This is a genomic window from Erwinia sorbitola, from assembly GCF_009738185.1.
GTDB classification, from domain to species: Bacteria; Pseudomonadota; Gammaproteobacteria; order Enterobacterales; family Enterobacteriaceae; genus Erwinia; species Erwinia sorbitola.
The window spans coordinates 304944-327012 of record NZ_CP046509.1 but is presented as its reverse complement, the minus strand read 5'-3'; the positions used below and the strand labels follow the sequence as shown (position 1 = coordinate 327012).

18 protein-coding genes are annotated in these 22069 nt (G+C 55.1%); 4 read left to right on the top strand and 14 right to left on the bottom strand.

The features are described from left to right. Positions 1-12: 12 nt before the first annotated feature. The 3 genes from glgX to asd form a co-directional block, all read right to left on the bottom strand. Positions 13-1998: a glycogen debranching protein GlgX gene (glgX, locus tag GN242_RS01390; RefSeq protein WP_156286808.1), complete on the bottom strand. Its 1986-nt coding sequence runs from the start codon at positions 1996-1998 to the stop codon at positions 13-15. Further along, positions 1995-4181 carry a 1,4-alpha-glucan branching enzyme gene (gene glgB / locus GN242_RS01385; RefSeq protein WP_156286807.1) on the bottom strand — a complete coding sequence of 729 codons (2187 nt, stop codon included), beginning with the start codon at positions 4179-4181 and terminating at the stop codon, positions 1995-1997. Before glgB ends, glgX begins: the two co-directional genes overlap by 4 nt. 469 nt (positions 4182-4650) lie before the next feature. Further along, positions 4651-5760 carry an aspartate-semialdehyde dehydrogenase gene (gene asd / locus GN242_RS01380; RefSeq protein WP_154754446.1) on the bottom strand — a complete coding sequence of 370 codons (1110 nt, stop codon included), beginning with the start codon at positions 5758-5760 and terminating at the stop codon, positions 4651-4653. Positions 5761-6023: 263 nt separating this feature from the next. Here asd and GN242_RS01375 point away from each other — a divergent pair, with 263 nt between their 5' ends. Then, on the top strand, positions 6024-6617 hold the full coding sequence (locus GN242_RS01375) for a YhgN family NAAT transporter (RefSeq protein ID WP_154754356.1): 594 nt from the start codon (positions 6024-6026) through the stop codon (positions 6615-6617). Between the two features lie 47 nt (positions 6618-6664). On the opposite strand, the gene gntU is transcribed toward GN242_RS01375, so the two are convergent. From gntU to GN242_RS01350, 5 genes are all read right to left on the bottom strand, one after another. Continuing rightward, positions 6665-8005 carry a gluconate transporter gene (gene gntU, locus GN242_RS01370; protein WP_154754355.1) on the bottom strand — a complete coding sequence of 447 codons (1341 nt, stop codon included), beginning with the start codon at positions 8003-8005 and terminating at the stop codon, positions 6665-6667. A gap of 6 nt (positions 8006-8011) precedes the next feature. Further along, positions 8012-8551, bottom strand: coding sequence for a gluconokinase (gntK, locus tag GN242_RS01365; RefSeq protein ID WP_154754354.1), 540 nt, complete (start codon positions 8549-8551; stop codon positions 8012-8014). A 250-nt stretch (positions 8552-8801) separates the two neighbouring features. Further along, positions 8802-9797 (bottom strand): gluconate operon transcriptional repressor GntR, encoded by a 996-nt coding sequence (gene gntR, locus GN242_RS01360; RefSeq protein ID WP_154754353.1) that lies wholly within the window; start codon positions 9795-9797, stop codon positions 8802-8804. 107 nt (positions 9798-9904) lie between these two features. Beyond that, on the bottom strand, positions 9905-10600 hold the full coding sequence (locus GN242_RS01355) for a pirin family protein (RefSeq protein WP_154754352.1): 696 nt from the start codon (positions 10598-10600) through the stop codon (positions 9905-9907). Positions 10601-11012: 412 nt separating this feature from the next. Then, on the bottom strand, positions 11013-12200 hold the full coding sequence (locus GN242_RS01350) for an aspartyl protease family protein (RefSeq protein WP_197094758.1): 1188 nt from the start codon (positions 12198-12200) through the stop codon (positions 11013-11015). 315 nt (positions 12201-12515) lie between these two features. Here GN242_RS01350 and GN242_RS01345 point away from each other — a divergent pair, with 315 nt between their 5' ends. Continuing rightward, on the top strand, positions 12516-13346 hold the full coding sequence (locus GN242_RS01345; RefSeq protein ID WP_154754350.1) for an SDR family oxidoreductase: 831 nt from the start codon (positions 12516-12518) through the stop codon (positions 13344-13346). A 9-nt stretch (positions 13347-13355) separates the two neighbouring features. Continuing rightward, on the top strand, positions 13356-14498 hold the full coding sequence (locus tag GN242_RS01340; RefSeq protein WP_154754349.1) for a phytanoyl-CoA dioxygenase family protein: 1143 nt from the start codon (positions 13356-13358) through the stop codon (positions 14496-14498). 41 nt (positions 14499-14539) lie between these two features. On the opposite strand, the gene ggt is transcribed toward GN242_RS01340, so the two are convergent. Next, the gene (gene ggt / locus GN242_RS01335; protein ID WP_156286805.1) at positions 14540-16288 is read right to left on the bottom strand and encodes a gamma-glutamyltransferase; all 1749 of its coding nucleotides are present in this window, start codon (positions 16286-16288) and stop codon (positions 14540-14542) included. A gap of 155 nt (positions 16289-16443) precedes the next feature. Here ggt and GN242_RS01330 point away from each other — a divergent pair, with 155 nt between their 5' ends. Beyond that, positions 16444-16722 carry a DUF2756 domain-containing protein gene (locus GN242_RS01330; protein WP_154754347.1) on the top strand — a complete coding sequence of 93 codons (279 nt, stop codon included), beginning with the start codon at positions 16444-16446 and terminating at the stop codon, positions 16720-16722. A 258-nt stretch (positions 16723-16980) separates the two neighbouring features. Here the strand turns inward: GN242_RS01330 and ugpQ are convergent, their stop codons facing one another. From ugpQ to ugpB, 5 genes are all read right to left on the bottom strand, one after another. Continuing rightward, a complete protein-coding gene (gene ugpQ, locus GN242_RS01325) occupies positions 16981-17721 on the bottom strand; it encodes a glycerophosphodiester phosphodiesterase (RefSeq protein WP_154754346.1) in 741 nt (246 codons plus the stop codon). Next, positions 17721-18791, bottom strand: a complete 1071-nt coding sequence (locus GN242_RS01320) for a sn-glycerol-3-phosphate import ATP-binding protein UgpC (protein WP_154754345.1) — start codon at positions 18789-18791, stop codon at positions 17721-17723. Before GN242_RS01320 ends, ugpQ begins: the two co-directional genes overlap by 1 nt. A 2-nt stretch (positions 18792-18793) precedes the next feature. After that, positions 18794-19639: a sn-glycerol-3-phosphate ABC transporter permease UgpE gene (gene ugpE / locus GN242_RS01315; RefSeq protein WP_154754344.1), complete on the bottom strand. Its 846-nt coding sequence runs from the start codon at positions 19637-19639 to the stop codon at positions 18794-18796. Then, positions 19636-20523: a sn-glycerol-3-phosphate ABC transporter permease UgpA gene (gene ugpA, locus GN242_RS01310; protein WP_154754343.1), complete on the bottom strand. Its 888-nt coding sequence runs from the start codon at positions 20521-20523 to the stop codon at positions 19636-19638. The genes ugpE and ugpA overlap by 4 nt, the downstream gene beginning before the upstream one ends. Positions 20524-20613: 90 nt before the next feature. Next, on the bottom strand, positions 20614-21933 hold the full coding sequence (ugpB, locus tag GN242_RS01305; RefSeq protein ID WP_156286804.1) for a sn-glycerol-3-phosphate ABC transporter substrate-binding protein UgpB: 1320 nt from the start codon (positions 21931-21933) through the stop codon (positions 20614-20616). Positions 21934-22069: the final 136 nt, after the last annotated feature.

Genomic DNA, 22069 nt, shown 5'->3' with positions numbered 1-22069 from the left:
GTCTGATTCCTATTATGATTGTTCCTGGAACATGCACACGCCGTGCGCTGCTCCATGCCAGACCGTTGACAGAATCGGGTTATCATCCCCGGCGAAGGGCGGGATGGCTTGCCATTGTCCCTGAGGTAACACCAGGTCACACACTTCTTCGGTGGCGTTGATGGTCAGCAGCCAGTGCTGTGAAAGCCTGATCTGCAAACGGTGCGCCCCCTGCTCCCACTGTGCGGCTGTTAACGGCTGCCCCTGATCGTTCAGCCACTCAACATTGCCGTCACCCTCCTGCCACCAGCGATCCTGTTGCAACGCCGGGATACGGCGGCGCAGATGAATTAACGCTGCGGTGAAGGCAAACAGCCCGCGATCGTGCTCTTGCCAGTCGAACCATGTCAGCGGGTTGTCCTGGCAATAAGCATTATTGTTACCGTGCTGACTGTGCCCGTGCTCATCCCCGGCCAGCAGCATCGGAGTGCCCTGGGCCATCAGCAGAGTGGTCAACAGGGCATGCACGCTCCGGCGGCGGTGCTCCATAATCAGTAAAGGTGCCTGCAATCCCTCAACACCGTGGTTATGGCTAAAATTGTTGCTGCTGCCATCGCGGTTATCTTCGCCGTTGGCCTCATTATGTTTTTGCTCATAGCTGACCACATCGCGCAGGGTAAAGCCGTCATGGGCGGTGATCAGATTGATGCTGCTGGAGGGCAGCCGGCCATAATGGTTGAACACATCGCTTGACCCGGCAAAACGTCGGGCGAAGTCCCCGTTAGAGAGATGACCATGCAGCCAGTAGCGCCGAACCCCATCGCGGAAATGGTCGTTCCACTCGGCGAACGGCGCAGGGAAATTTCCCACCTGATAACCTCCAGGCCCGATATCCCATGGCTCGGCAATCATCTTGCAGCCTGACAGCAGCGGATCCGCAGCAATGGCCTGAAACAGCGGTGCATCCTGCCGATAGTCCGGCGTACGGCCCAGCACGGTAGCCAGATCAAAACGGAAGCCGTCGACGTGGCACTCGGTTACCCAGTAGCGCAGGCAGTCGAGCACCCACTCCATTACCTGCGGCTGACTGATGTTTTGCGTATTGCCACAGCCCGTCCAGTTTTGATACTCACCCTGCTCATCCAGCCAGTAATAGCTCTTGTTATCGATACCGCGCATCGACAATGTCGGCCCGGTCTCTTCCAGCTCCGCAGTGTGGTTAAACACCACGTCGAGGATCACTTCAATCCCCGCCTGGTGAAGCGCCTTCACCGCCTGCTGAAATTCATGGCGCGGATGATGCTGATGCAGGCCGGAGGCATAGCGCGACTCCAGCGCGTAGCAAGCCAGCGGGTTATAGCCCCAGTAGTTGCTTAATCCTTGCCGCAACAGGCGCGGCTCGCTGGCGAAACTGGCCACCGGCAGCAGTTCCAGACTGGTGATCCCCAGGCGCTGGAGGTAGTCGATCATCACCGGGTGACCCAGCGCCGCGTAGGTGCCGCGTATCTCCTGCGGGATCTCAGGATGCAGCTTTGTCAGGCCGCGCACGTGAGCCTCATAAATCACGGTACTGCCCCAGGGCACACGCGGGGGAGCATCGTCTCCCCAGTCAAAATCATCGGCCAGCACCACGCTTTTTGGTGCCAGCGGCCCGCTGTCGGTAGCATCTGGCTCATGTACGCCGCACTGGAAGCAGGGATCGTCCGTCACTTCTCCCTGTACCTCATGGGCGCAGGGATCTACCAGCAGCTTCGCCGGATTAAAACGGTGCCCCTGCTGCGGCTGCCAGGGGCCATGCACACGGTAGCCATAGCGCTGCCCTGGCTTGCATCCCGGCAGATAACCGTGCCAGATGTCACCGCTGCGGGCAGGAAGATCGACCCGCGTTTCCTCACCAACGGCATCAAACAGACACAGCTCCACGCGCTCGGCATACTGCGAAAACAGGCTAAAGTTCACCCCTTTGCCGTCATAGCTGGCACCTCGCGGCGCGGGAAGCCCTTCATGCAGTGGCGTCATTCAGCCTCCCGCACCAGCCACAGCGTCGACAGCGGTGGCAATGTCAGGCTCAGGGAGTGGCTGCGGTTATGGCTGCCCCAGTCATCGGTGCTGATTGACCCGAGATTGCCGGTATTGCTGCCGTGATAGTGGGCGGAGTCGGTGTTCAGCACTTCGCGCCAGCGCCCGGCACCCGATACGCCAAAGCGATAGTTGTAACGCGGCACCGGCGTAAAATTACTGGCGACGATCAGCTCATTGCCGTCGCGATCGCGGCGCACAAAAACAAACACCGAGTTATCGAAATCATCCACCACCAGCCATTCAAACCCGGCCGGATCGAAATCGAGCTGATAGAGCGGCGGATGATCCCGGTAGGTATGGTTCAGGTCGCGCACCAGACGCTGCACGCCGTTATGCCAGCCGTCTTCACCCTCCAGCAGATGCCAGTCAAGGCTGGTATCGTGGTTCCACTCTCTGCCCTGGGCAAATTCATTGCCCATAAACAGCAGCTTTTTACCGGGGAAGCCAAACATCCAGCCGTAATAAGCGCGCAGGTTGGCGAACTTCTGCCAGGCATCGCCCGGCATGCGGTCGAGAATGGAACGCTTACCGTGAACCACCTCATCGTGCGAGAGCGGCAGCACAAAGTTTTCGGTGTAGTTGTACAACATGCCGAAAGTCATCAGGTTGTGGTGATGGCGACGGTAGATTGGATCCAGCTTCATATAGTCGAGGGTGTCGTGCATCCAGCCGAGGTTCCATTTGAACCAGAAACCCAGTCCCCCCATTTCTGGCGGTCGCGACACGCCATCAAAGTCCGTAGACTCCTCCGCCACGGTTATAGAACCGGGGGCGGCGTGGCCGAGGGTGCGGTTGGTATACCGCAGAAAGGCGATGGCTTCGAGATTCTCACGCCCGCCGAGGTGGTTAGGCACCCACTCGCCTTCAGCACGGCTGTAGTCGCGATAGATCATCGATGCCACCGCATCCACCCGCAGGCCATCGATACCGAAACGCTCGATCCAGTAGAGCGCATTGCCCGCCAGATAGTTACTGACTTCACGGCGACCAAAGTTATAAATCAGCGTGTTCCAGTCCTGATGAAAACCTTCACGCGGATCACCGTGTTCATACAGTTCAGTGCCGTCAAATTTCGCCAGGCCAAAATCATCCGAAGGGAAATGGCCCGGAACCCAGTCCAGCAGCACATTCAGCCCGGCATCATGGGCGGCGGTGATAAAGTCGCGGAAGTCATCACGCGTACCAAAGCGTCGCGTCGGGGCATACATGCCCAGCGGCTGATAGCCCCAGCTGCCGTCGAAGGGATGTTCATTAATCGGCAGCAGTTCCAGATGGGTAAAGCCCATCTCTTTGGCATACGGCACCAGCTGCTCGGCCAGCTCTTTGTAACTGAGCCAGAAGTTATTATCGGTATGACGACGCCAGGAACCGAGATGCACCTCATAAATCGAGATAGGAACATCGAACCCGTTGGCGCGCTGGCGCTCCGGCGAAAGCGTGGTTTTTTCCGGAATGCCACAAATCATTGACGCCGTTTGCGGGCGCATCTGCGCCTCAAAGGCGTAAGGATCGGCTTTTAACCGCAGCTGCCCTTGATTGTCGATAATTTCAAACTTATACAGCTGCCCGTGAGTCGCTCCGGGGATAAACAGCTCCCAGATGCCGATCTCACGGCGCAGCCGCATCGGATGACGGCGGCCATCCCAGAAATTAAATTCACCAACTACGGAGACGCGCCGGGCATTAGGCGCCCAGACCGCAAAGCGTGTACCGATAACACCGTCAATCACATCTCCGTGAGCGCCCAGGGTTTCGTAGGGGCGCAGGTGAGTACCTTCTGCCAGCAGCCAGCTGTCCATTTCCGGCAGCAGCGGGCCAAAGCGATAGGCATCTTCAATCAGATTTTGCTGGCCGTGCCAGGTAACCGCCAGTTGATAACGAAAGGGACTTTTACGCTTTGGCACCACTCCCTGGAAAAAACCGCGGGAATCGATGCAGTTAAGCTGCACACACTGTTTACCGGTACTGGTTTCAATCACCCAGACTTCGCTGGCATCCGGCAACAGGGCACGGACTTCAATACCTTTACTGGTCTTATGCATCCCCAGCAGAGAAAAAGGGTCGGCAAAATGACCTGAAACTAACGCGTTAATCGCACTACGATCCATAAGCTCTGACATGACTTTCTTCCCGTGATGACTGGCAGGCGACTGACTGGAACCCTGAACTACGGTTGCGCCAATACACTGCTCTTCATTGAGCCCAAAGCGCGCTGACCGGCAGAGGTAACCTTCCTGTGGAAAAAACCGCCGCAGCCTGCAATAAATTGATTAAGTGAAAACTAATAATGTTTTAGGGAACGTAACCTTTTTTAAGCATAGCCAGGTGAGGACAATAGCCATGGAAGAAAGCGTAAAAATAATTCTTTCAGATCAAAGTTACTGCTTTTAAGACATAAGACAGGGGCGTCAGAGCTTTCTTAGATTCACCCGGGATCAGGCAGGAGCAGGGAAGAAGCGCTGAAATCTGGCGCAGAGAGTCGCCAGTTAAAACAGTGGCAGGAGCAGGTAATAACTGTGAAAAATGATGATTCACATTGAAACAGGACGATATTTCCCCCCGCGCACGGCGGGGGGAAAAATAGCGTAATTAATCAATCAGCAGACGCAGCATACGGCGCAGTGGCTCTGCCGCACCCCACAGCAGCTGATCGCCAACGGTAAAGGCGGAGAGGTATTCCGGCCCCATATTCAGCTTACGCAGGCGGCCAACCGGGGTGTGCAGCGTACCGGTCACAGCGGCAGGAGTGAGTTCACGCATGGAGATCTCACGGTCGTTCGGCACCACTTTCACCCACTCATTGTGAGAAGCCAGCATCTGTTCGATTTCCGCCAGCGGCACATCTTTTTTCAGTTTCAGGGTAAATGCCTGGCTGTGACAGCGCAGTGCACCGACGCGTACGCAGAGGCCATCAACCGGAATCACACTGCTGGTACGCAGGATTTTGTTAGTTTCAGCCTGGCCTTTCCACTCTTCACGAGTCTGGCCATTTTCCAGCTGCTTGTCGATCCACGGGATCAGGCTGCCCGCCAGCGGTACGCCAAAGTTATCGGTTGGCAGCACGCCAGTACGGCTCAGTTCGGTCACTTTACGCTCGATATCGAGGATAGCAGAAGCCGGATCCTGCAACTCTTTTGCCACGTGATTGTGCAGCATTCCCATCTGGGTCAGCAGTTCGCGCATATGGCGCGCACCGCCGCCGGACGCGGCCTGGTAGGTGGCGACGGACGCCCACTCAATCAGGTTGTTTTCAAACAGACCGCCGAGCGACATCAGCATCAGGCTGACGGTGCAGTTACCGCCAACGAAAGTTTTAATGCCGCTGTTCAGGCCATCGTGAATCACCTTATGGTTCACCGGGTCGAGGATAATAATGGCATCATCTTTCATGCGCAGGGTTGAAGCCGCATCGATCCAGTAGCCGTTCCAGCCCGCTGCGCGCAGCTTAGGGTAGATGTCACTGGTGTAATCGCCACCCTGGCAGGTGATGATAATATCCAGCGCTTTCAGCGCTTCAATATCGAAAGCATCCTGTAACGCTCCCGCAGACTGGCCGCCGAACGCAGGCGCTGCCTGACCGTGCTGAGACGTTGAGAAGAATACCGGGCGAATGGCATCAAAATCACGCTCTTCGCTCATGCGCTGCATCAGTACAGAACCCACCATTCCACGCCAACCAACTAAACCAACTGTCTTCATCATGCACCCGCTTCAGGCTACTTTACTTGCCACTTTGCATCCCGGCAGTACGCGCAATCCTCACGTACTTCAGTACGCTCTGGTTGCTGTGTGCTGGCGGTAAGCAAACTGGCTGCACCAGTAACGCCTGACCTGTTAGAGTTAAAGGAGAAAATATGGTTAAACCTTACAAGTTGCAGAAAAAGTGGCAAGTGAATTAAATCGATTAGACGGTTTTTTTTAGCAGCTCTGCTTATATACCCTGAATAACGAGAACAATAACCATGACTGAAATGATCTCTGCAACGATATTATTGTTGCTGATAATGGATCCCCTCGGCAATTTGCCGATTTTTATGTCGGTTTTGAAGCATCTGGAGCCAAAACGTCGACGGATGGTGCTTATTCGCGAAATGCTGATTGCACTGCTGATCATGCTGCTGTTTCTATTTGCCGGTGAGAAAATTCTCGCGTTTCTGAATCTGCGTACTGAAACCGTATCGATCTCCGGCGGTATTATTCTATTTTTAATCGCTATTAAGATGATTTTCCCCTCCCAGGAAAGCAACAGTAGCGGGCTGTCGGCGGGTGAAGAGCCGTTCCTGGTGCCGCTGGCGATCCCGCTGGTTGCCGGGCCGTCGTTGCTGGCAACGCTGATGCTGTTGTCACATCAGTATCCGCAAAATATGGGGCACCTGGTCGGCGCGCTGCTGATCGCCTGGGGGCTGACGGTGGTGATCCTGCTGCTGTCGGGGCTGTTTTTACGGCTGCTGGGGGATAAGGGTGTTAATGCGCTGGAGCGGCTGATGGGGTTGATTTTGATTATGCTGGCAACGCAGATGTTCCTGGATGGGATTCGCGTTTATTTGAAATTGTAAGATGGGTGCGGGCTGCGGGCGAGGCATGCCTCGCCCGCCCTCAATGCTTACGACAATAACTCAAACGCAATCATGCCGATAACAGCACCAACGGTGCCGAGGATAGTTTCCATCAGCGTCCAGGTTTTCAGCGTCTGACCTTCGGTTGCACCGGTAAAACGCCCAAACAACCAGAAACCAGCATCGTTAACGTGGCTGCAAATAATCGAGCCGCCGCCAATACAGATCGACAGTGCGGCCATCTGTGCGCCTGAGTAGTGCAGCGGTTCAATCACCGGCATAATCAGGCCCACCGCCGTCAAACAGGCAACGGTGGCGGAGCCCTGAATAATGCGCACTGCGCCAGCCAGCACAAAACAGGCCAGCGCCACCGGCAACCCGGCACCGGTTAATGCATTACCCAGCGCCGGGCCAACGCCGGAATCCACCAGCACCTGCTTAAATACGCCACCGGCACCAATCACCAGCAGAATAATCCCCGCAGGCTGTAACGCCGCGCCGCAGATCTCCATCACACGCTCTTTATCCATTCCCTGACGGTACGCCAGACCATAAATCGCCACCAGGCAGGCCAGCAGAATGGCGGTAAATGGATGGCCGATAAACTCCAGCCACTCATACAGGCTGGAGCCGGGGGTGGTAAAGCGTGCGCCGATAGTTTTCAACCCGACCAGAATCAGCGGGAACAGAATCAGCGACAGGCTGAAGCCAAAAGAGGGCAATTTGCTCTCATCAAACTCCGGGTTACTCCCCTCCACCGGCACACCAAATGTCACATGCTGGCTGATAAAGCGACCAAACAGCGGCCCGGCAATCAGCATTCCGGGAATGGCGGCACACAGCCCTAACAGAATCATCCAGCCGAAATCAGCATGCATCTGCGAAGCCAGCAGCATCGGCGCAGGCCCGGGCAGCAGAAAGGCAGCGGATGCGGCAACCCCGGCAAACAGCGGTATCACCAGCTTCACCAGGTTATCCCCGGTGCGGCGGGCGACCGCAAAAGCAATGCTGATCAACAGCACTACCGCCACCTCAAAGAACAGCGGCAGAGCACAAATCAGCCCGGCAATCCCCATCGCATAATGGGCGCGATTTTCACCAAAGGCTTTGAGCATACGGATGGCGATTTGGTCGACCGCGCCGGTTTCATGCAGAATTTTGCCGAACATCGCGCCCAGCGCGACAACAATAGCGAGGAAACCAAGGGTGCCGCCCATGCCCTTTTCCATCGTTGTGGCAATTTTATCCAGCGGCATCCCGGAGAACAGACCAGCGCCGATTGAGACTAACATCAGCGCCACAAAGGCATGCATTCGGGCCTTCATCACTAAAAACAGCAGCAGCAAGACCGATCCGGCTGCTGTTAACACCAGTGTTGCAGTACTCATCACATCCTACTTATTTTTTTCTGTCGCACCGTCAATGGAGCTAAGAGTTGCCGCAACAACCTCATCAAGTGACTGATTAATATCCACTACCAGCACATCTTTTTCATCGCTGGCAGGCTCTTCCAGAGTGGCAAACTGGGTTACCAGCATTTGAGGTTTAAAGAAGTGCCCTTTGCGCGCACGCAGGCGCTCCTCGATGGTATCGAAATCCCCTTTCAGATAGACAAAGGAGAGGTTTTTATTCCCTTTACGCAGGATGTCGCGATAACTTTTTTTCAGCGCTGAACAGACAATAAGCGACACACTGTTTGTGCGCTGCATGGCGAATGCCGCATCGTTGATCGCTTCCAGCCATGGACGACGATCGTCATCATTCAGCGGATGTCCTTCAGACATTTTTTCAATGTTGGCGCGCGGATGCAGGAAATCGCCATCAAGAAATGCCGCTTTCAGTTGATGCGCAACAGCATTGGCAACGGCTGACTTGCCGCTTCCGGAAACACCCATCAGTACAAAGACATGATTAGGCGATGAATGAGTGGTCATGATTTTAGCTCCGGCTGGGGGATAGCAGATGTGTTTGGATAATTGTTATCGGTAACATTGTCTGGATGTGCATAGAGTATGGCAACAGCCACGGCGGAAAAAGCTGGTAAATGTGAGACGCTTCAAAAAAACGACAGAATCAGACTGGCAGAGGCACAAAGGGACAATTCTGCCGCTATTTCCCGTTGGGAGATGCCGCGAAGACGGGCGAGGCGCACCTCGCTCCTGAGGAATAACCGCGCCGGCAGCGTTAAATACTGCCGCCTGTAAAAATGGTAAAACCGACGTTCACCGGGGAAAAATCAACGTTTTCCCCGCGAATACGGGCCAGCAGCAGCGCCGCAGACTCATGGCCCATTTGCTCACGCGGTGTCTGCACCGTGGCCAGCTGGGGGTTGGTCACATGGGCAATATCATGGCCATGGAAACCGGCAATCGCCATCTGCTGCGGAACCTTCAGCCCCTGACGCTGACACTCAAACATCGCACCTACCGCCAGGTCATCATTGGTACAAAACAGGCTGTCAGTCAGCGGGTAGCGTTTCTGTGCTTCACACATCAGCATCGCCCCGGCGGAAAAGGACGACGCCGCCTCCATCATAATGCAGTTAGGCTCCAGCCCGGCTTCCAGCATAGCAAGGCGATAACCATGCTCTTTTTGCAGGGTACGTTCATCAAGGCGCGCACCGAGATATACCGTATGCCGGTGCCCTTTTTTCAGGATTGCGTGGGTCATCTGCCGTGCTGCTTCAACGTTATCAAACCCTACCGCCATATCGAGGCACGGCGAGATGCAGTCCATCATTTCAATGACCGGAATACCGGCAGTTTCAATCATGCGCAGGCTGCCGGGGGTGTGCGTACGCTCGGTGAGGATCAGCCCGTCAATATTCCAGCCCAGCAGTGAACGCAGCTGCAACTCCTCTTTTTCTGCACTGTAGCCAAAGTGCCCAAGCAGCGTCTGGTAGCCCGCCGCATCTGTGACAGTTTCAATACCGCGCAGCACATCGGCAAACACCTGGTTCGTCAGTGAAGGGAGCAGCACGCCGATGGCGCGACTGGTCGCATTTGAGAGCATATCGGGGGCGCGATTCGGAATATAGCCAAGTTCATCCAGTGCAGCCGCGATCCTGCCCTGCAAAGCGGCAGATACCTGATCGGGATGACGCAGATAGCGGCTGACGGTCATTTTAGTGATACCTACACGATCCGCAACATCCTGTAGTACCGGTCTTTTTTTCTTCATCTGATTTCAACGGATAGGAAGGATTTGAGCTGAGTGTAACAAAGATAGGGGGATAAAAAAGAGAAAGGGTGCGGCAAACCGCACCCAATATGTGAACGAGATAACGATTAGACTGGCGGCAGATCGAACAGCAGGATTTCTGCATCGCTGCTGGCAACAATCGCCAGGGATTTCTCATCCCAGATAGCAAAGGCATCGCTGGTGCCTGCCTGTTCGCCATTAACCGTCACATCGCCCTTCACCACCTGGATCCAGACGCGACGGCCTGCGTCAATGTCCACGCTTGCCTGCTCATCCTGCTTCAGCACCCAGCGCGACAGCGTCATATCCTGGAATACCTTCAAAGAACCTTCACGCTCATCCGGAGAAAGCACCAGCTGGCGACCCTGTACATCGTCAAAACGGCGCTGCGCATAACGTGGTTCAATACCGGTTCTTTCCGGGATGATCCAGATCTGATACAGATGCAGCGGCACATCTTTACTGGCGTTGTACTCTGAGTGGCGAACGCCCGTACCGGCGCTCATAATCTGGAACTCACCCGCCGGGATCTGCTCTTTATTACCCATGCTGTCCTGATGTTCAACGGTGCCGGACAACACATAGGTCAGAATTTCCATATCTTTATGAGGATGGGTACCAAAGCCCTGGCCGCCATCAATCACATCTTCATTAATTACCCGCAGTGCCGAGAAGCCCATAAAGTTGGCATCGTAGTAATCAGCGAATGAGAATGTGTGATAACTGTCCAGCCAGCCATGATTAGCATGACCACGATCTTGTGCTTTGCGTAAGTAAATCATATTCAATTCTCCTCAACGTTTTGACACAGTCTGGACTTGTAGCGCTGCGGATGATAGCGGAGAAAATTGTCTTCTCTGTTCAAAAAATTCGATATAAACAGAGGTCAATAAACAGGGGAATTGCTGAAGAAGGAGGAGCGGCAGGCAAAAAAAAAGCCAGCACCCGAGCTGGCTAAGAAATACTGAAGCAATGTGAGCAATGTCGTGCTTTTTCAGTCTGTACCAGAGGCATTCCTGAAAACGCATGACAATAATAATCATTATCATTCGCACTTGTAAAGCCATTTTCTGTTTATTTTTTGCTTAAAGTGGCGATAAAAACCCTGATTTTCCACAGGAATCTATCAACAAGGAGGCACGTTTACGTCAGTCACTGAGACACAGGGGATGCCGTAGCTCTCCCCTGCTGATATCAAATGGTGATGGTTTTCATTTTTCCACGCCGTTCAATCTTCAGCTTCAGCTCCCCTGCGGGGGTGTCTGCCAGCGCATTACGCAGATGATAAATACGCTCAGGCATAACTTTGTTGCCGTTAACTTCCAACAGCACGTCACCGTTTTGCAGGCCAAAACGCGCCAGAGCCGGAGAGGGATTAGAAAACAGCTCAATCCGCTGCTGGTAATAACGAACGGCAAGCACTCGCTGGGGGGCCGGTTCATCACGGGTAAAATTCTGCTCCTGATAGCAGAACAGCATCTTCTCCGGTAAAAACAGATAGCGATCGAAACGCGCCAGGAAGTTCATTCCCAGGCCAAATGCGCCATGTTTATTCTCACGCGCTAACAGTTTGCCCAGCGGCATCAGGTTAAAACTCAGGCCCGCCAGTGAATAGCCATCGCTGACCTCCTGGCCATTTAACCCCAGCATCGGCTGATTAATACCGGTCAGTACTGCACTCTGCGGGCGCTCGCGGCTTACCTTGATCAGCTCATCGCCGATGTAGCTGTAGTCAACGCCAGTATTGACCGTCATCGGTACCGGAAGATCGTGGTAGTCCAGCATCAGCTGAGGGCCTGAATCATAGGAATCACGGTAGGGAACACACACCGGATAATCCAGCGTACCGGGTGCCTGCTGCCAGAGGGTGAGCTGCTGCTGCTGATTATCCACCTGCCAGGCAAACTGGCGGAAAATATCCATTCCCAAAACGCCGTCAACTCTGACACCGGTCACCTGAGCAATGGAACTGAGATCTGCCCCAAGCCACGGTACGCTGGCAGGAATTACCGCATCGCCAAGCGCCATGGCTAAAGGTTGCCAGAACTTAAAAACATGACGAGGCAGCGGTCCCTCCTCAGTGTAAACCCCGACTGCCAGTGTCGATCGATGCAGTGCAGGAACCTGCTCGTCCGGCAGTGGTTCTGTCAGTTGCTTCGCCAGAGCATTATCTATCAACGTCGTGCTAATGCCGGTATCCAGCAGGAAATGGTACTGCCTGCCACTGATTTTCACCGGCACTATCAACACGTCTGGCCGCACCGGAACCGTTAACAACGGTGGGGCAGCTAAATAAGCGCTACCTTCACCTTCTGCCAGTGCAGATGATGTTCCTGACAACAAAACAGCGGTAAACGAGAAGAGAAGTACAGAGTGCTTCATAACTTTCCTTGTGATGGACGCCCCGCTTCCATTATTGGAGCCAAATGGATTTTTATATCGCTTTAATTTACGCATAAAAGTGGATAAGACCAGAGATAAACGTGCTAAACGCCCTAAATTGCAGAGAAAAGACACAAAAAAGCACCGCTATCGCCGATCCCGCTCTGCACAATGCTCGATGACCAAATGAGTTATTTTTGAGGTTTTTTTGAGGTTTCTACTGCGTATTGTTAATGAAATGTTGGTGCTAAGGTAATTCAGAGCAATTGATATCTCTTCTGAACCTACATAATTAACTAAAAAGGCAGTGTAACCATGAGCTTAAATCTTAGTCAGCAGTTTCACGGTAACGTCTATGTGGTCACCGGCAGCACCCAGGGACTTGGCGCTGCCGTTGCACGATTACTTGCCGAACGCGGTGCGCGTGGGCTGATCCTGTGTGGGCGTAACAGCAAAGCCGGAGCCGCTCAGGCAGAAACACTGCGTGCACTCGGCTGTGAAGCCTGGTTTGTCGCCGCCGATATCAGCGATCCGGAAGCCTGTGAGCGCGTGATTGCCGAAGCGGCAACACGCTTTGGTACGCTGCACGGACTGGTGAACTGCGCAGGAATGTCCGACCGTGGCACCATCCTCAATACCACCCCGGAGCTGTTTGACGCCATCTTTGCCGTCAACGTACGCGCCCCGTTCTTCCTGATGCAGGCCGCGATCAAACTGATGATCGCTAACAATGTGGAAGGCAGCATCGTCAATATCATTACCATGACCTCCCACGGCGGCCAGAGCTTCCTCACCACCTACGCCGCATCCAAAGGTGCGCTGGTGACGCTGACCAAAAATGTCGCCTTTAGCGCGATGCGCAATCGCATCCGCGTCAATGGTCTGAATATTGGCTGGATGGATACGCCGCACGAAGATGATATTCAGAAGCAGTATCACCAGGCCAGCGATGACTGGCTGGAAAAAGCCGAGCGTGCCCAGCCGTTTGGCCGCCTGTTGAAACCACAGGAAGTGGCGCGTGGCGTGGCATTTTTACTTTCAGAAGAGTCAGGGATGATGACCGGCGCAGTCATCGACTTTGATCAGAACGTGGTGGGCTGTGGTGACGATGGTGCACCTCAGCCTCAGCAGAAACTGGCCCTGTAAGGAGCAAAGATGAACACAATCTATCTTAACGAAGAGCAGCTGTCGGTGGATGAGTTCAATAGCGTCTGCCAGCAGTCATTGCAGCAGCAGGCGTTCCCGCTGGCGCAGGGTGCGGAACGCAATGTGCTGATCTATCAGGCTGATTCGCTCATCAGCGCGGCCCACGACGATCGCCAGGCGGTGCTGAGTGAACTGCACCGTGCGCTCTCTTCCGGACCGGGCGTATTTGTGGTCAAAGGGCTGTATCGCGATCTGGCGGCGGTGGATCGCAGCAGCCAGATTTTTGAAGAGATCCTGCGCGATGAAGCAGCGTCCGGCGGTGGCGGCGACCATTTTGCTAAAGCGGGCAGTAACGGACGCATCTGGAATGCTCTGCAAAAAGTTGCCGAGCGCGACGCCGACGCGTTTATCGATTACTACGCTAACCCGCTGCTGGCGCTGATTTGCGAAAGCTGGGTGGGGCCTGGCTATGAGATCACTGCACAGGTGAATCAGGTGCGCCCGGGCGGCAAAGCACAGCAGCCGCACCGCGACTACCATCTGGGCTTCCAGAGTAACGACGTGGTTGCCCGCTTCCCGCTGCCCTTACAGATTCTTTCGCAGTATTTGACCCTGCAAGGTGCAGTGGCGCACAGCGAGATGCCGCTGGAGTCCGGCCCGACGCAGCTTTTGCCGTTCTCCCATCAGTATCAGGGCGGCTATCTGGCATGGCGGCAGCCCGCCTTTATTGAATACTTCCAGCAGCATGCGATACAGCTGCCGTTGAGCAAAGGCGATGGCCTGTTCTTTAACCCGGCGCTGTTCCACGCGGCAGGCAATAACACCACGGCGGATCATATCCGCACCGCCAACCTGCTCCAGGTCTCTTCCAGCTTTGGTAAAACCATGGAGAAGGTGAACCACGTGAAGGTGCTGTTGAGCCTCTATCCGGCCCTGCGTCAGCGCCAGCTGGAGACGGAGCAACGTAATGCGGTGATTGCGGCGGCAGCCGAGGGCTATTCGTTCCCGACTAATCTGGATACCGACCCACCGCTTGGCGGGCTGGTGCCGCAGACGCAGCAGGCTCTGCTGTTGCAGGCGTTAAAAGAGGAGTGGACAGAAGTCCATTTTGACCAGCAGCTGAGTGAACACGTGCGGAAGCGTCAGGCGTAATTAAAAGGGGGCGAATCGCCAGGCGCCTCGCCCCGTAAACATCAGTAACCTGCGGTTAAATCATCAATAGTACGCGGATCTGACGCGCCGTAACGTGTGCCGTCCGGCCCCAGCATAATGCTCTGTGTGCTGCCCATTGCCGACATCACTTTCACATTCTGCCCCTTCTCACTGAGTAATTTCAGCGTATCCGGACTGAAGCCCTTCTCCACGCGCAGCTGATCCGGCAACCACTGATGGTGGAAACGCGGAGCATTCGTCGCTTCGGCAACGTTCATCCCAAAGTCGATGCTGTTCACCACCATTTGCAGCACAGTGGTGATAATACGGCTACCGCCCGGGCTGCCGGTAACCAGCCAGGTTTTGCCGTTTTTCGCGATGATGGTTGGTGACATGGATGAGAGCGGGCGTTTGTAAGGCTGTACCGCATTAGCTTCACCACCCACCAGCCCATACACGTTTGGCGTTCCCGGCCTGGCGGAGAAGTCGTCCATCTCGTTATTCAGCAGAATACCGCTGTTCCCGGCAACAATGCCGCTGCCGAAATTAGTGTTCAGGGTGTAGGTGACTGCCACCGCATTGCCATCTTTATCCACTACCGAGAAGTGGGTGGTCTGGTTGCTTTCATACGGTGCCAGTTTCCCCGGTTTAATCTCCGCAGATGGGCGTGCTTTGGCCATATCAATCTGCTGCGCCAGCGATTTAGCATAGGCTTTACTGGTCAGCGCCTGCCAGGGCACCTTGACGAAATCCGGATCGCCCAGATATTCCGAGCGGTCGGCATAGGCATATTTTTCCGCTTCTGCCATAACCTGGATGGCATCAGCGCTGCCAAAACCCATCTTCGCCAGGTCGAAGTTTTCGAGAATATTTAGAATCTGCACAATATGAATGCCGCCGGAGGACGGAGGCGGCATGGAGAACACTTCATAGCCGCGATAGGTACCGCTTATCGGTTTACGTTCAACCGCCCGGAAATTTGCCAGGTCGGTTTTAGCGATCAGACCACCTTGCTGCTGCATCTCGCCGACAATTTCATCGGCAATTTTACCTTTATAGAAGGCATCCGGCCCCTGCTGCGCAATCAGTTCAAGGCTGCGCGCCAGGTTGCGCTGCACCAGCTTTTCCCCTTTCAGATAAGGTGTGCCGTCGGATTTGAAGAAAATAGCTTTACTGTTGGGATGTGCAACCAGCACCTCTTTACCGTAAACCTTCAGGTCGTCAGCCAGCGAATCGTTCACTACGATGCCGTTACGCGCCAGCTCAAGGGCAGGTTTGATTAAGGTACTCAGCGGCAGGGTGCCATATTTCTGACTGGCCAGCGAGAAGCCCGCCACGGTGCCGGGCACGCCGGAGGCAAGAGGGGACGTCAGTGATTTTTTGCTGTCGGGGTTACCCTCAGCATCAAGGAACATATTACGGCTGGCATGCACCGGAGCCATCTCACGGAAATCTATCGCGGTGGTATTTCCGGAGGCGGTACGCAGCAGCATAAAGCCCCCGCCGCCAAGGTTTCCTGCCTGCGGATGGGTTACCGCCAATGCGTAGCCCACGGCGATGGCTGCATCCACTGCATTACCGCCCTGCTCCAGGATTTTCACCCCGACCTGAGTTGCCGTCGCATCCACCGAGGCGACCATACCGTGCTGTGCCTTAACCGGATGGAAGGTATCCGCCCCCACCCCGTAGGAGACAGGCGGGGCAGTGGGCGCAGCACCTGCCCCCTGCCAGACCAGTAATCCGGCTAACAGCGACCAAGAAAGACGTTTCAGAGTAACCTTTGTCATCATTGTTACATCCTTTAATTATATTTACGTTATGTTTGCCATTGATAAATATGCACAAAAATGGCGGAAAGGCGAACGCTAACGCAAATCAGGAGCACTCCTGGGGTGAAAGGCCTGTGGCTGAAGTAGACTTAAGGAAGTAACACGGAGGAATAAAAATGAAAATGAAATGGTTAGTTATCTTTGCCGCCGTACTGCCGTTAACCGGTATGGCAAACATGCTGAGTAACAACAGCAATAACAGTAACCAGCAGCAGCAAGGTTACAACCCGAGCACCCAGCGCTTGCAGCAGAATATGCAAAATCAGCAGTCGCAGCAGAAGATGAAGCTCCAGCAGGATCAGCAGCGTCAGCAGCAGGATTTGCAGCGTAAAATGCAGGAGCAGCGCGACAGCGCCAGCCAACGCACCAAAGACGGACAGGTGAAACAGAATTAACCTTTGGGCGAGGCATGCCTCGCCCCTACGTATTATCGTGCATACCACAATCGCCGAGCCATGCCTCGCCCCTGCGTATTATCGTGCATACCACAATCGCCGAGCCATGCCTCGCCCCTGCGTATTATCGTGCATACCACAATCGCCGAGCCATGCCTCGCCCCTGCGTATTATCGTGCATACCACAACAATCGCCGGGCCATGCCTCGCCCCTGCGTATCATCGCGCATGCCCGACCCTTTGCACCGTGGCCTTTGCTTAACGAAACTCCGGCCCGATAATATCAATGCGATCGGTACAAATTGCGTCCACGCCCCACTGCACCAGCTCACGTGCCCGCTTTGGATTATTCACCGTATACACCAGAATTCGCAGCCCGGCCTGCTTTAGCAGCGCCACACGTTTCTTAGTCAGTACCCGGTAATTAAGGTGAATAGAGACACAGCCCAGCTCCGTGGTCAGCGCCTGCCAGTTATCATCCCATTCATCCAGCAGCAGTCCGCGTGGCAGCTCAGGTACCGCCTGCTGTGCGGCTTCCAGCGCCTGATATGAAAACGACGACAGCAGCGGCATCACCTGCCCCTGCCATAACGTTCTGGCCGCCAGCGCCACTGCCCGTCCGGTTTCTACCTCCAGACCGGTGGTGGGCTTGATTTCAATATTAGCCATCATCCGGTGCTGACGACAACGCTCTGCCACCTCAGCCAGCCGCGGCAGGCGCTCATCACTAAAATCACTGCCAAACCAGCTCCCCGCATCCAGCTGAACCAGTTTTTCCCAGGGGAGCTGCCCCGCCACGCCCCAGCCGTTGCTGGTGCGGTCAAGGGTGTCATCGTGAAGCAGGAAAACCTCACCGTCCTGCGACAGTTTGGCATCAAACTCAATCATCAGATGGCCAAACTGCGCGCCGGTATCAATGGCGGCCAGCGTATTTTCCGGTGCCAGTTTCCCGCCACCGCGATGGGCGACAATGGGCGGGTATGGCCAGCTATTATTCATTAATCGATCCGTTGTCCGTTATGGTCAAAGAAGTGTAACGACTGAGGGGTCAGATGCAGCCACAGCGTGCTGCCCATCTGCGGGCGCACCGAGTGTGGCAGGCGTACCACCATTTTATTTTTGCCCCAGCGGCCATGAGCGAGATTGTCTGCCCCCAGCATTTCCAGCGTATCCACCACCAGCGGAATACCGCCATCCTGCGGTGAAGAGAGTTCAATATGCTCCGGGCGAACACCCAGCGTCAATGTACGATCGGCCCATTTTGCCTTTGGAGCACTTAGCGGCAGCGCCATATTATCACCCAGATTAAAGCGAGAACCGTCGGCGTTCATCTGCCCTTCCAGCAGGTTCATCGCCGGGGAACCAATAAAGCTGGCCACAAAACGCGTGGCCGGACGTTCGTAAATTTCCACCGGCGTACCCAGCTGCTCCAGCACGCCTTTATTCATCACCATCACCCGCTGGGCAAGCGTCATCGCCTCCACCTGATCGTGAGTAACATACAGGCTGGTGGTGTTGAGTCGGCGATGCAGCAGTTGCAGCTCCAGACGCATCTGCACGCGCAGCCTGGCATCCAGGTTAGAGAGCGGTTCATCAAACAGAAACACTGCTGGCTCACGCACAATGGCGCGCCCCATCGCTACCCTTTGACGCTGGCCCCCTGAAAGTTCACGCGGGCGGCGTTGCAGCAGCGCTTCCAGCTCCAGGCTGCGCGCTGCTTCCAGCACCCGCTGGCGGATCTGTTCTTTACCCATGCCGCGAATTTTCAGGCCCCAGGCCATATTCTCCTCCACGCTCATATGCGGGTAGAGCGCGTAGTTCTGGAACACCATCGCAATGCCGCGATCTTTCGGCTCTTCCTCGGTCACCCGGCGGGTATCGATATAGATATCGCCGCTGGTAACCCGCTCCAGCCCGGCAACCATACGCAGCAGCGTTGATTTACCACAGCCGGATGGGCCGACCATCACCATAAACTCTCCGTCGCGGATCGCCACATCCAGCGGCTGAATAATCTGGTTTATCCCGTCGTAGGATTTCGTTACTGCCTGAAGTCTTACACCTGCCATCGTTATTTCTCACTCTCAACCAGACCGCGAACAAAGGCGCGCTGCATCACTAAAACAATCACTACCGGTGGGATCAGCGTGAGGATCATCGCCGCCATCACCAGGTTCCATTGGGTTGCCGCATCGCCGGTGGCAATCATGCTGCGGATACCGGCAACCGCCGTCCCCAGCTTGCTGTCGCTGACAATCAGCAGCGGCCACATGTACTGATTCCAGCCGTAGATAAAGGTGATCACAAACAGCGCTGCCAGATTAGTTTTCGACAGCGGCAGCACGATATCCCAGAAGAAGCGCATCGGACTGGCACCGTCGATGCGTGCAGCTTCCATCAGCTCATCGGGTAGCGTCATAAAGAACTGGCGGAAGAGGAATGTAGCAGTGGCCGAGGCCATCAACGGCAGAGTTAAGCCGCTGTAACTGTCGAGCATATTGAGGTCGGCGATCACATCCACCGTCGGGAAAATACGCACTTCCACCGGCAGCATCAGGGTGATAAAGATCATCCAGAAAAACAGATTGCGCAGCGGGAAGCGGAACCACACCAGAGCAAAGGCTGACAGCATCGACACGGTGATTTTTCCGGTGGTGATCGCCAGCGCCATAATCAGGCTGTTCATCAGCATGGTGCTGAACGGTGCGCTGTTCTGCCCCACCCCATGCGTCCAGATGCTGGCAATGTTATCCCACAGATGCGTACCGGGGAGCAGCGGCATCGGCACCTGAAACACCTGTTCGTTACTGAGCGTCGCAGCAATAAACGCCACATACAGCGGGAACAGCACGGTGAGGATGCCGAGGCCCAGCAGGGTATGGCTGAAAATATCCAGCCCGCGTCGGTTTTCGATCATTGGTAGCGCACCTTTCTCTCGACATAGCGAAACTGGATCACCGTCAGAATAATCACCAGTACCATCAGCACCACCGACTGCGCAGATGACGAGGAGAGATCCAGACCGGCGAAGCCTTCACGATAAATTTTATAGATCAGCGTGGTGGTCGCCTGTACTGGCCCACCGCCCGTCGCGGCATCAATCACCGGGAAAGTATCGAAGAAGGCGTACACCAGGTTTACCACCACCAGGAAGAAGCCAACCGGTGCGATAAGCGGGAATGAGAGGCAGAAGAAACGCCGTACCGGGCCTGCGCCGTCAATGGCGGCGGCTTCCACCAGAGATTTGGGTATTGACTGTAACGCAGCGAAGAAAAACAGGAAGTTGTAGCTCATTTGCTGCCAGATCGACGCCAGAACCACCAGGAACATCGCCTGGCCGCTGTTTTGCGCGTGGTTCCAGCTGTATCCCAGCAGCCCTAAGAAATGGGTAATCAGCCCCAGCCCGGGACTGAACAGAAACATCCACAGCACCGCCGCCACCGCAGGCGCAACAGCATAAGGCAGCAGCATCAGCGTCTGATAAAAACGTTTGAGGCGCAGCACATAATCCACCAGCGCGGCAAACAGTAGAGAAACCACCAGGCCAATAACGGTGACCAGCCCGCTGAAGATGAGCGTGGTCCAGAAAGCATCAAGGTAGTAGCTGTCACCGAACAGGCGAACAAAGTTTTCCAACCCGACAAAGGTGCTGGAGATACCGAAGGGATCGACGTTTTGTACCGAATACCACAGCGCTTCGCCCGCAGGCCAGAGGAAAAAAACGATGGTAATAATCAGCTGAGGCAGCACCAGCAGGTAGGGCAGCCATCCCGAGCGGAAAACAGGGCGCGGTGAAGACATAAATAGGTTCTCATGCAGGGATCAAACAGGGCGGATAGCTGATCCGCCCCTGAACACAGATGCAGGCGGGGATCGCCCGCCTGACGGCTACTATTTTTTGCTCTGTTGTTCGAAACGACGCAGCAGCTGATTACCACGCTCAACGGCGCTGTCCAGGGCCGCCTGCGGGGTTTTCTTGCCGGTCCAGACGCCTTCCAGCTCCTCATCCACGATGGTACGAATCTGCGGCATATTGCCCAGGCGCATCCCTTTGGTGAACGGCAGCGGGTCTTTGTTCAGCATCTGGCGAGTGGCGATATCCGCCCCCGGGTTCTTGTCGTAGAAGCCCTGCTGTTTGGTCAGCTCATAGGCGGCAGTGGTAATCGGCAGGTAGCCCGTTTTCTGATGCCATTCTGCGGCGATCTCTGGTTTCGCCAGGAACTGCATAAATTCGGCCACGCCTTTGTAAGTTGCGGCATCCTTGTTTTTCATCACCCACAGGCTGGCACCGCCGATAATGGCGTTCTGCGGTGCATTCGGCACGGTTGCATCGTACGGCATCATGCCCACGCCGTAGTTGAATTTGGCGTGGCTACGAATATCGGCCAGCGAACCGGAAGACGCGGTAGTGATAGCGCAGTCGCCGTTATAGAACTTGGCGGTGGACTCATCTTTACGCCCGAAGTAGGTGAAATCCCCCTTCTTATTCATCTCTTCCAGCAGGGCAATATGGCGAACCTGGGTCGGTTTATTGAATTCCAGTACCGCATCAGTGCCGTCGAAGCCGTTATTTTTAGTGGCGACCGGCAGAGCATGCCAGGCGCTGAAGTTCTCAATCTGGATCCAGCCCTGCCAGCCGCTGGCGTAGCCACAGCTCATGCCCGCTTTACGCAGCGCAGCTGAATAGGTCGCCAGATCCTGCCAGGTTTTTGGCGGCTGCTCAGGGTCGAGGCCGGCCTTTTTGAAAGCATCTTTGTTGTAGTACAGCACCGGGGTGGAGCTGTTAAACGGCTGGGAGATCAGCTGGCCTGTCGAATCGCTGTAGTAACCCGCCACCGCCGGCACAAACTGCTGCGGATCCATCGCAATACCGGCGTTTTTAAACACTTCATTGACCGGAACAATTGCTTTCGATGCCATCATTGTCGCCGTACCGACTTCGTATACCTGCAAAATCGCTGGCGCTTTGCCAGAGCGAATGGCGGCAATACCCGCTGACATGCTCTGCTCGTAGTTGCCTTTGTAGGTCGGTACGATTTTATAGTCAGGGTGCTCTGCATTAAAGCGGGTCGCCAGCGAGTTAACCTCTTCGCCCAGCGCACCTTCCATTGAGTGCCAGAACGGGATCTCGGTAGCGGCCAGAGCATTGGCGCTAAGGGTCAGCCCCAGTACTACGCTAAGTGCGGTATGACGGAATGCGATTGATGACATGTCGGTTTCCTGTACCCGGTGTTGTAAGGCGCGATTTCGCGCATTCTTTTAGTCGGGAGGTAACATGACATGCGAAAATGACAGAAAAATAACGGAGTTATGACGAAAAAGTGACAGCGAGGTGACGGCCGGTAGT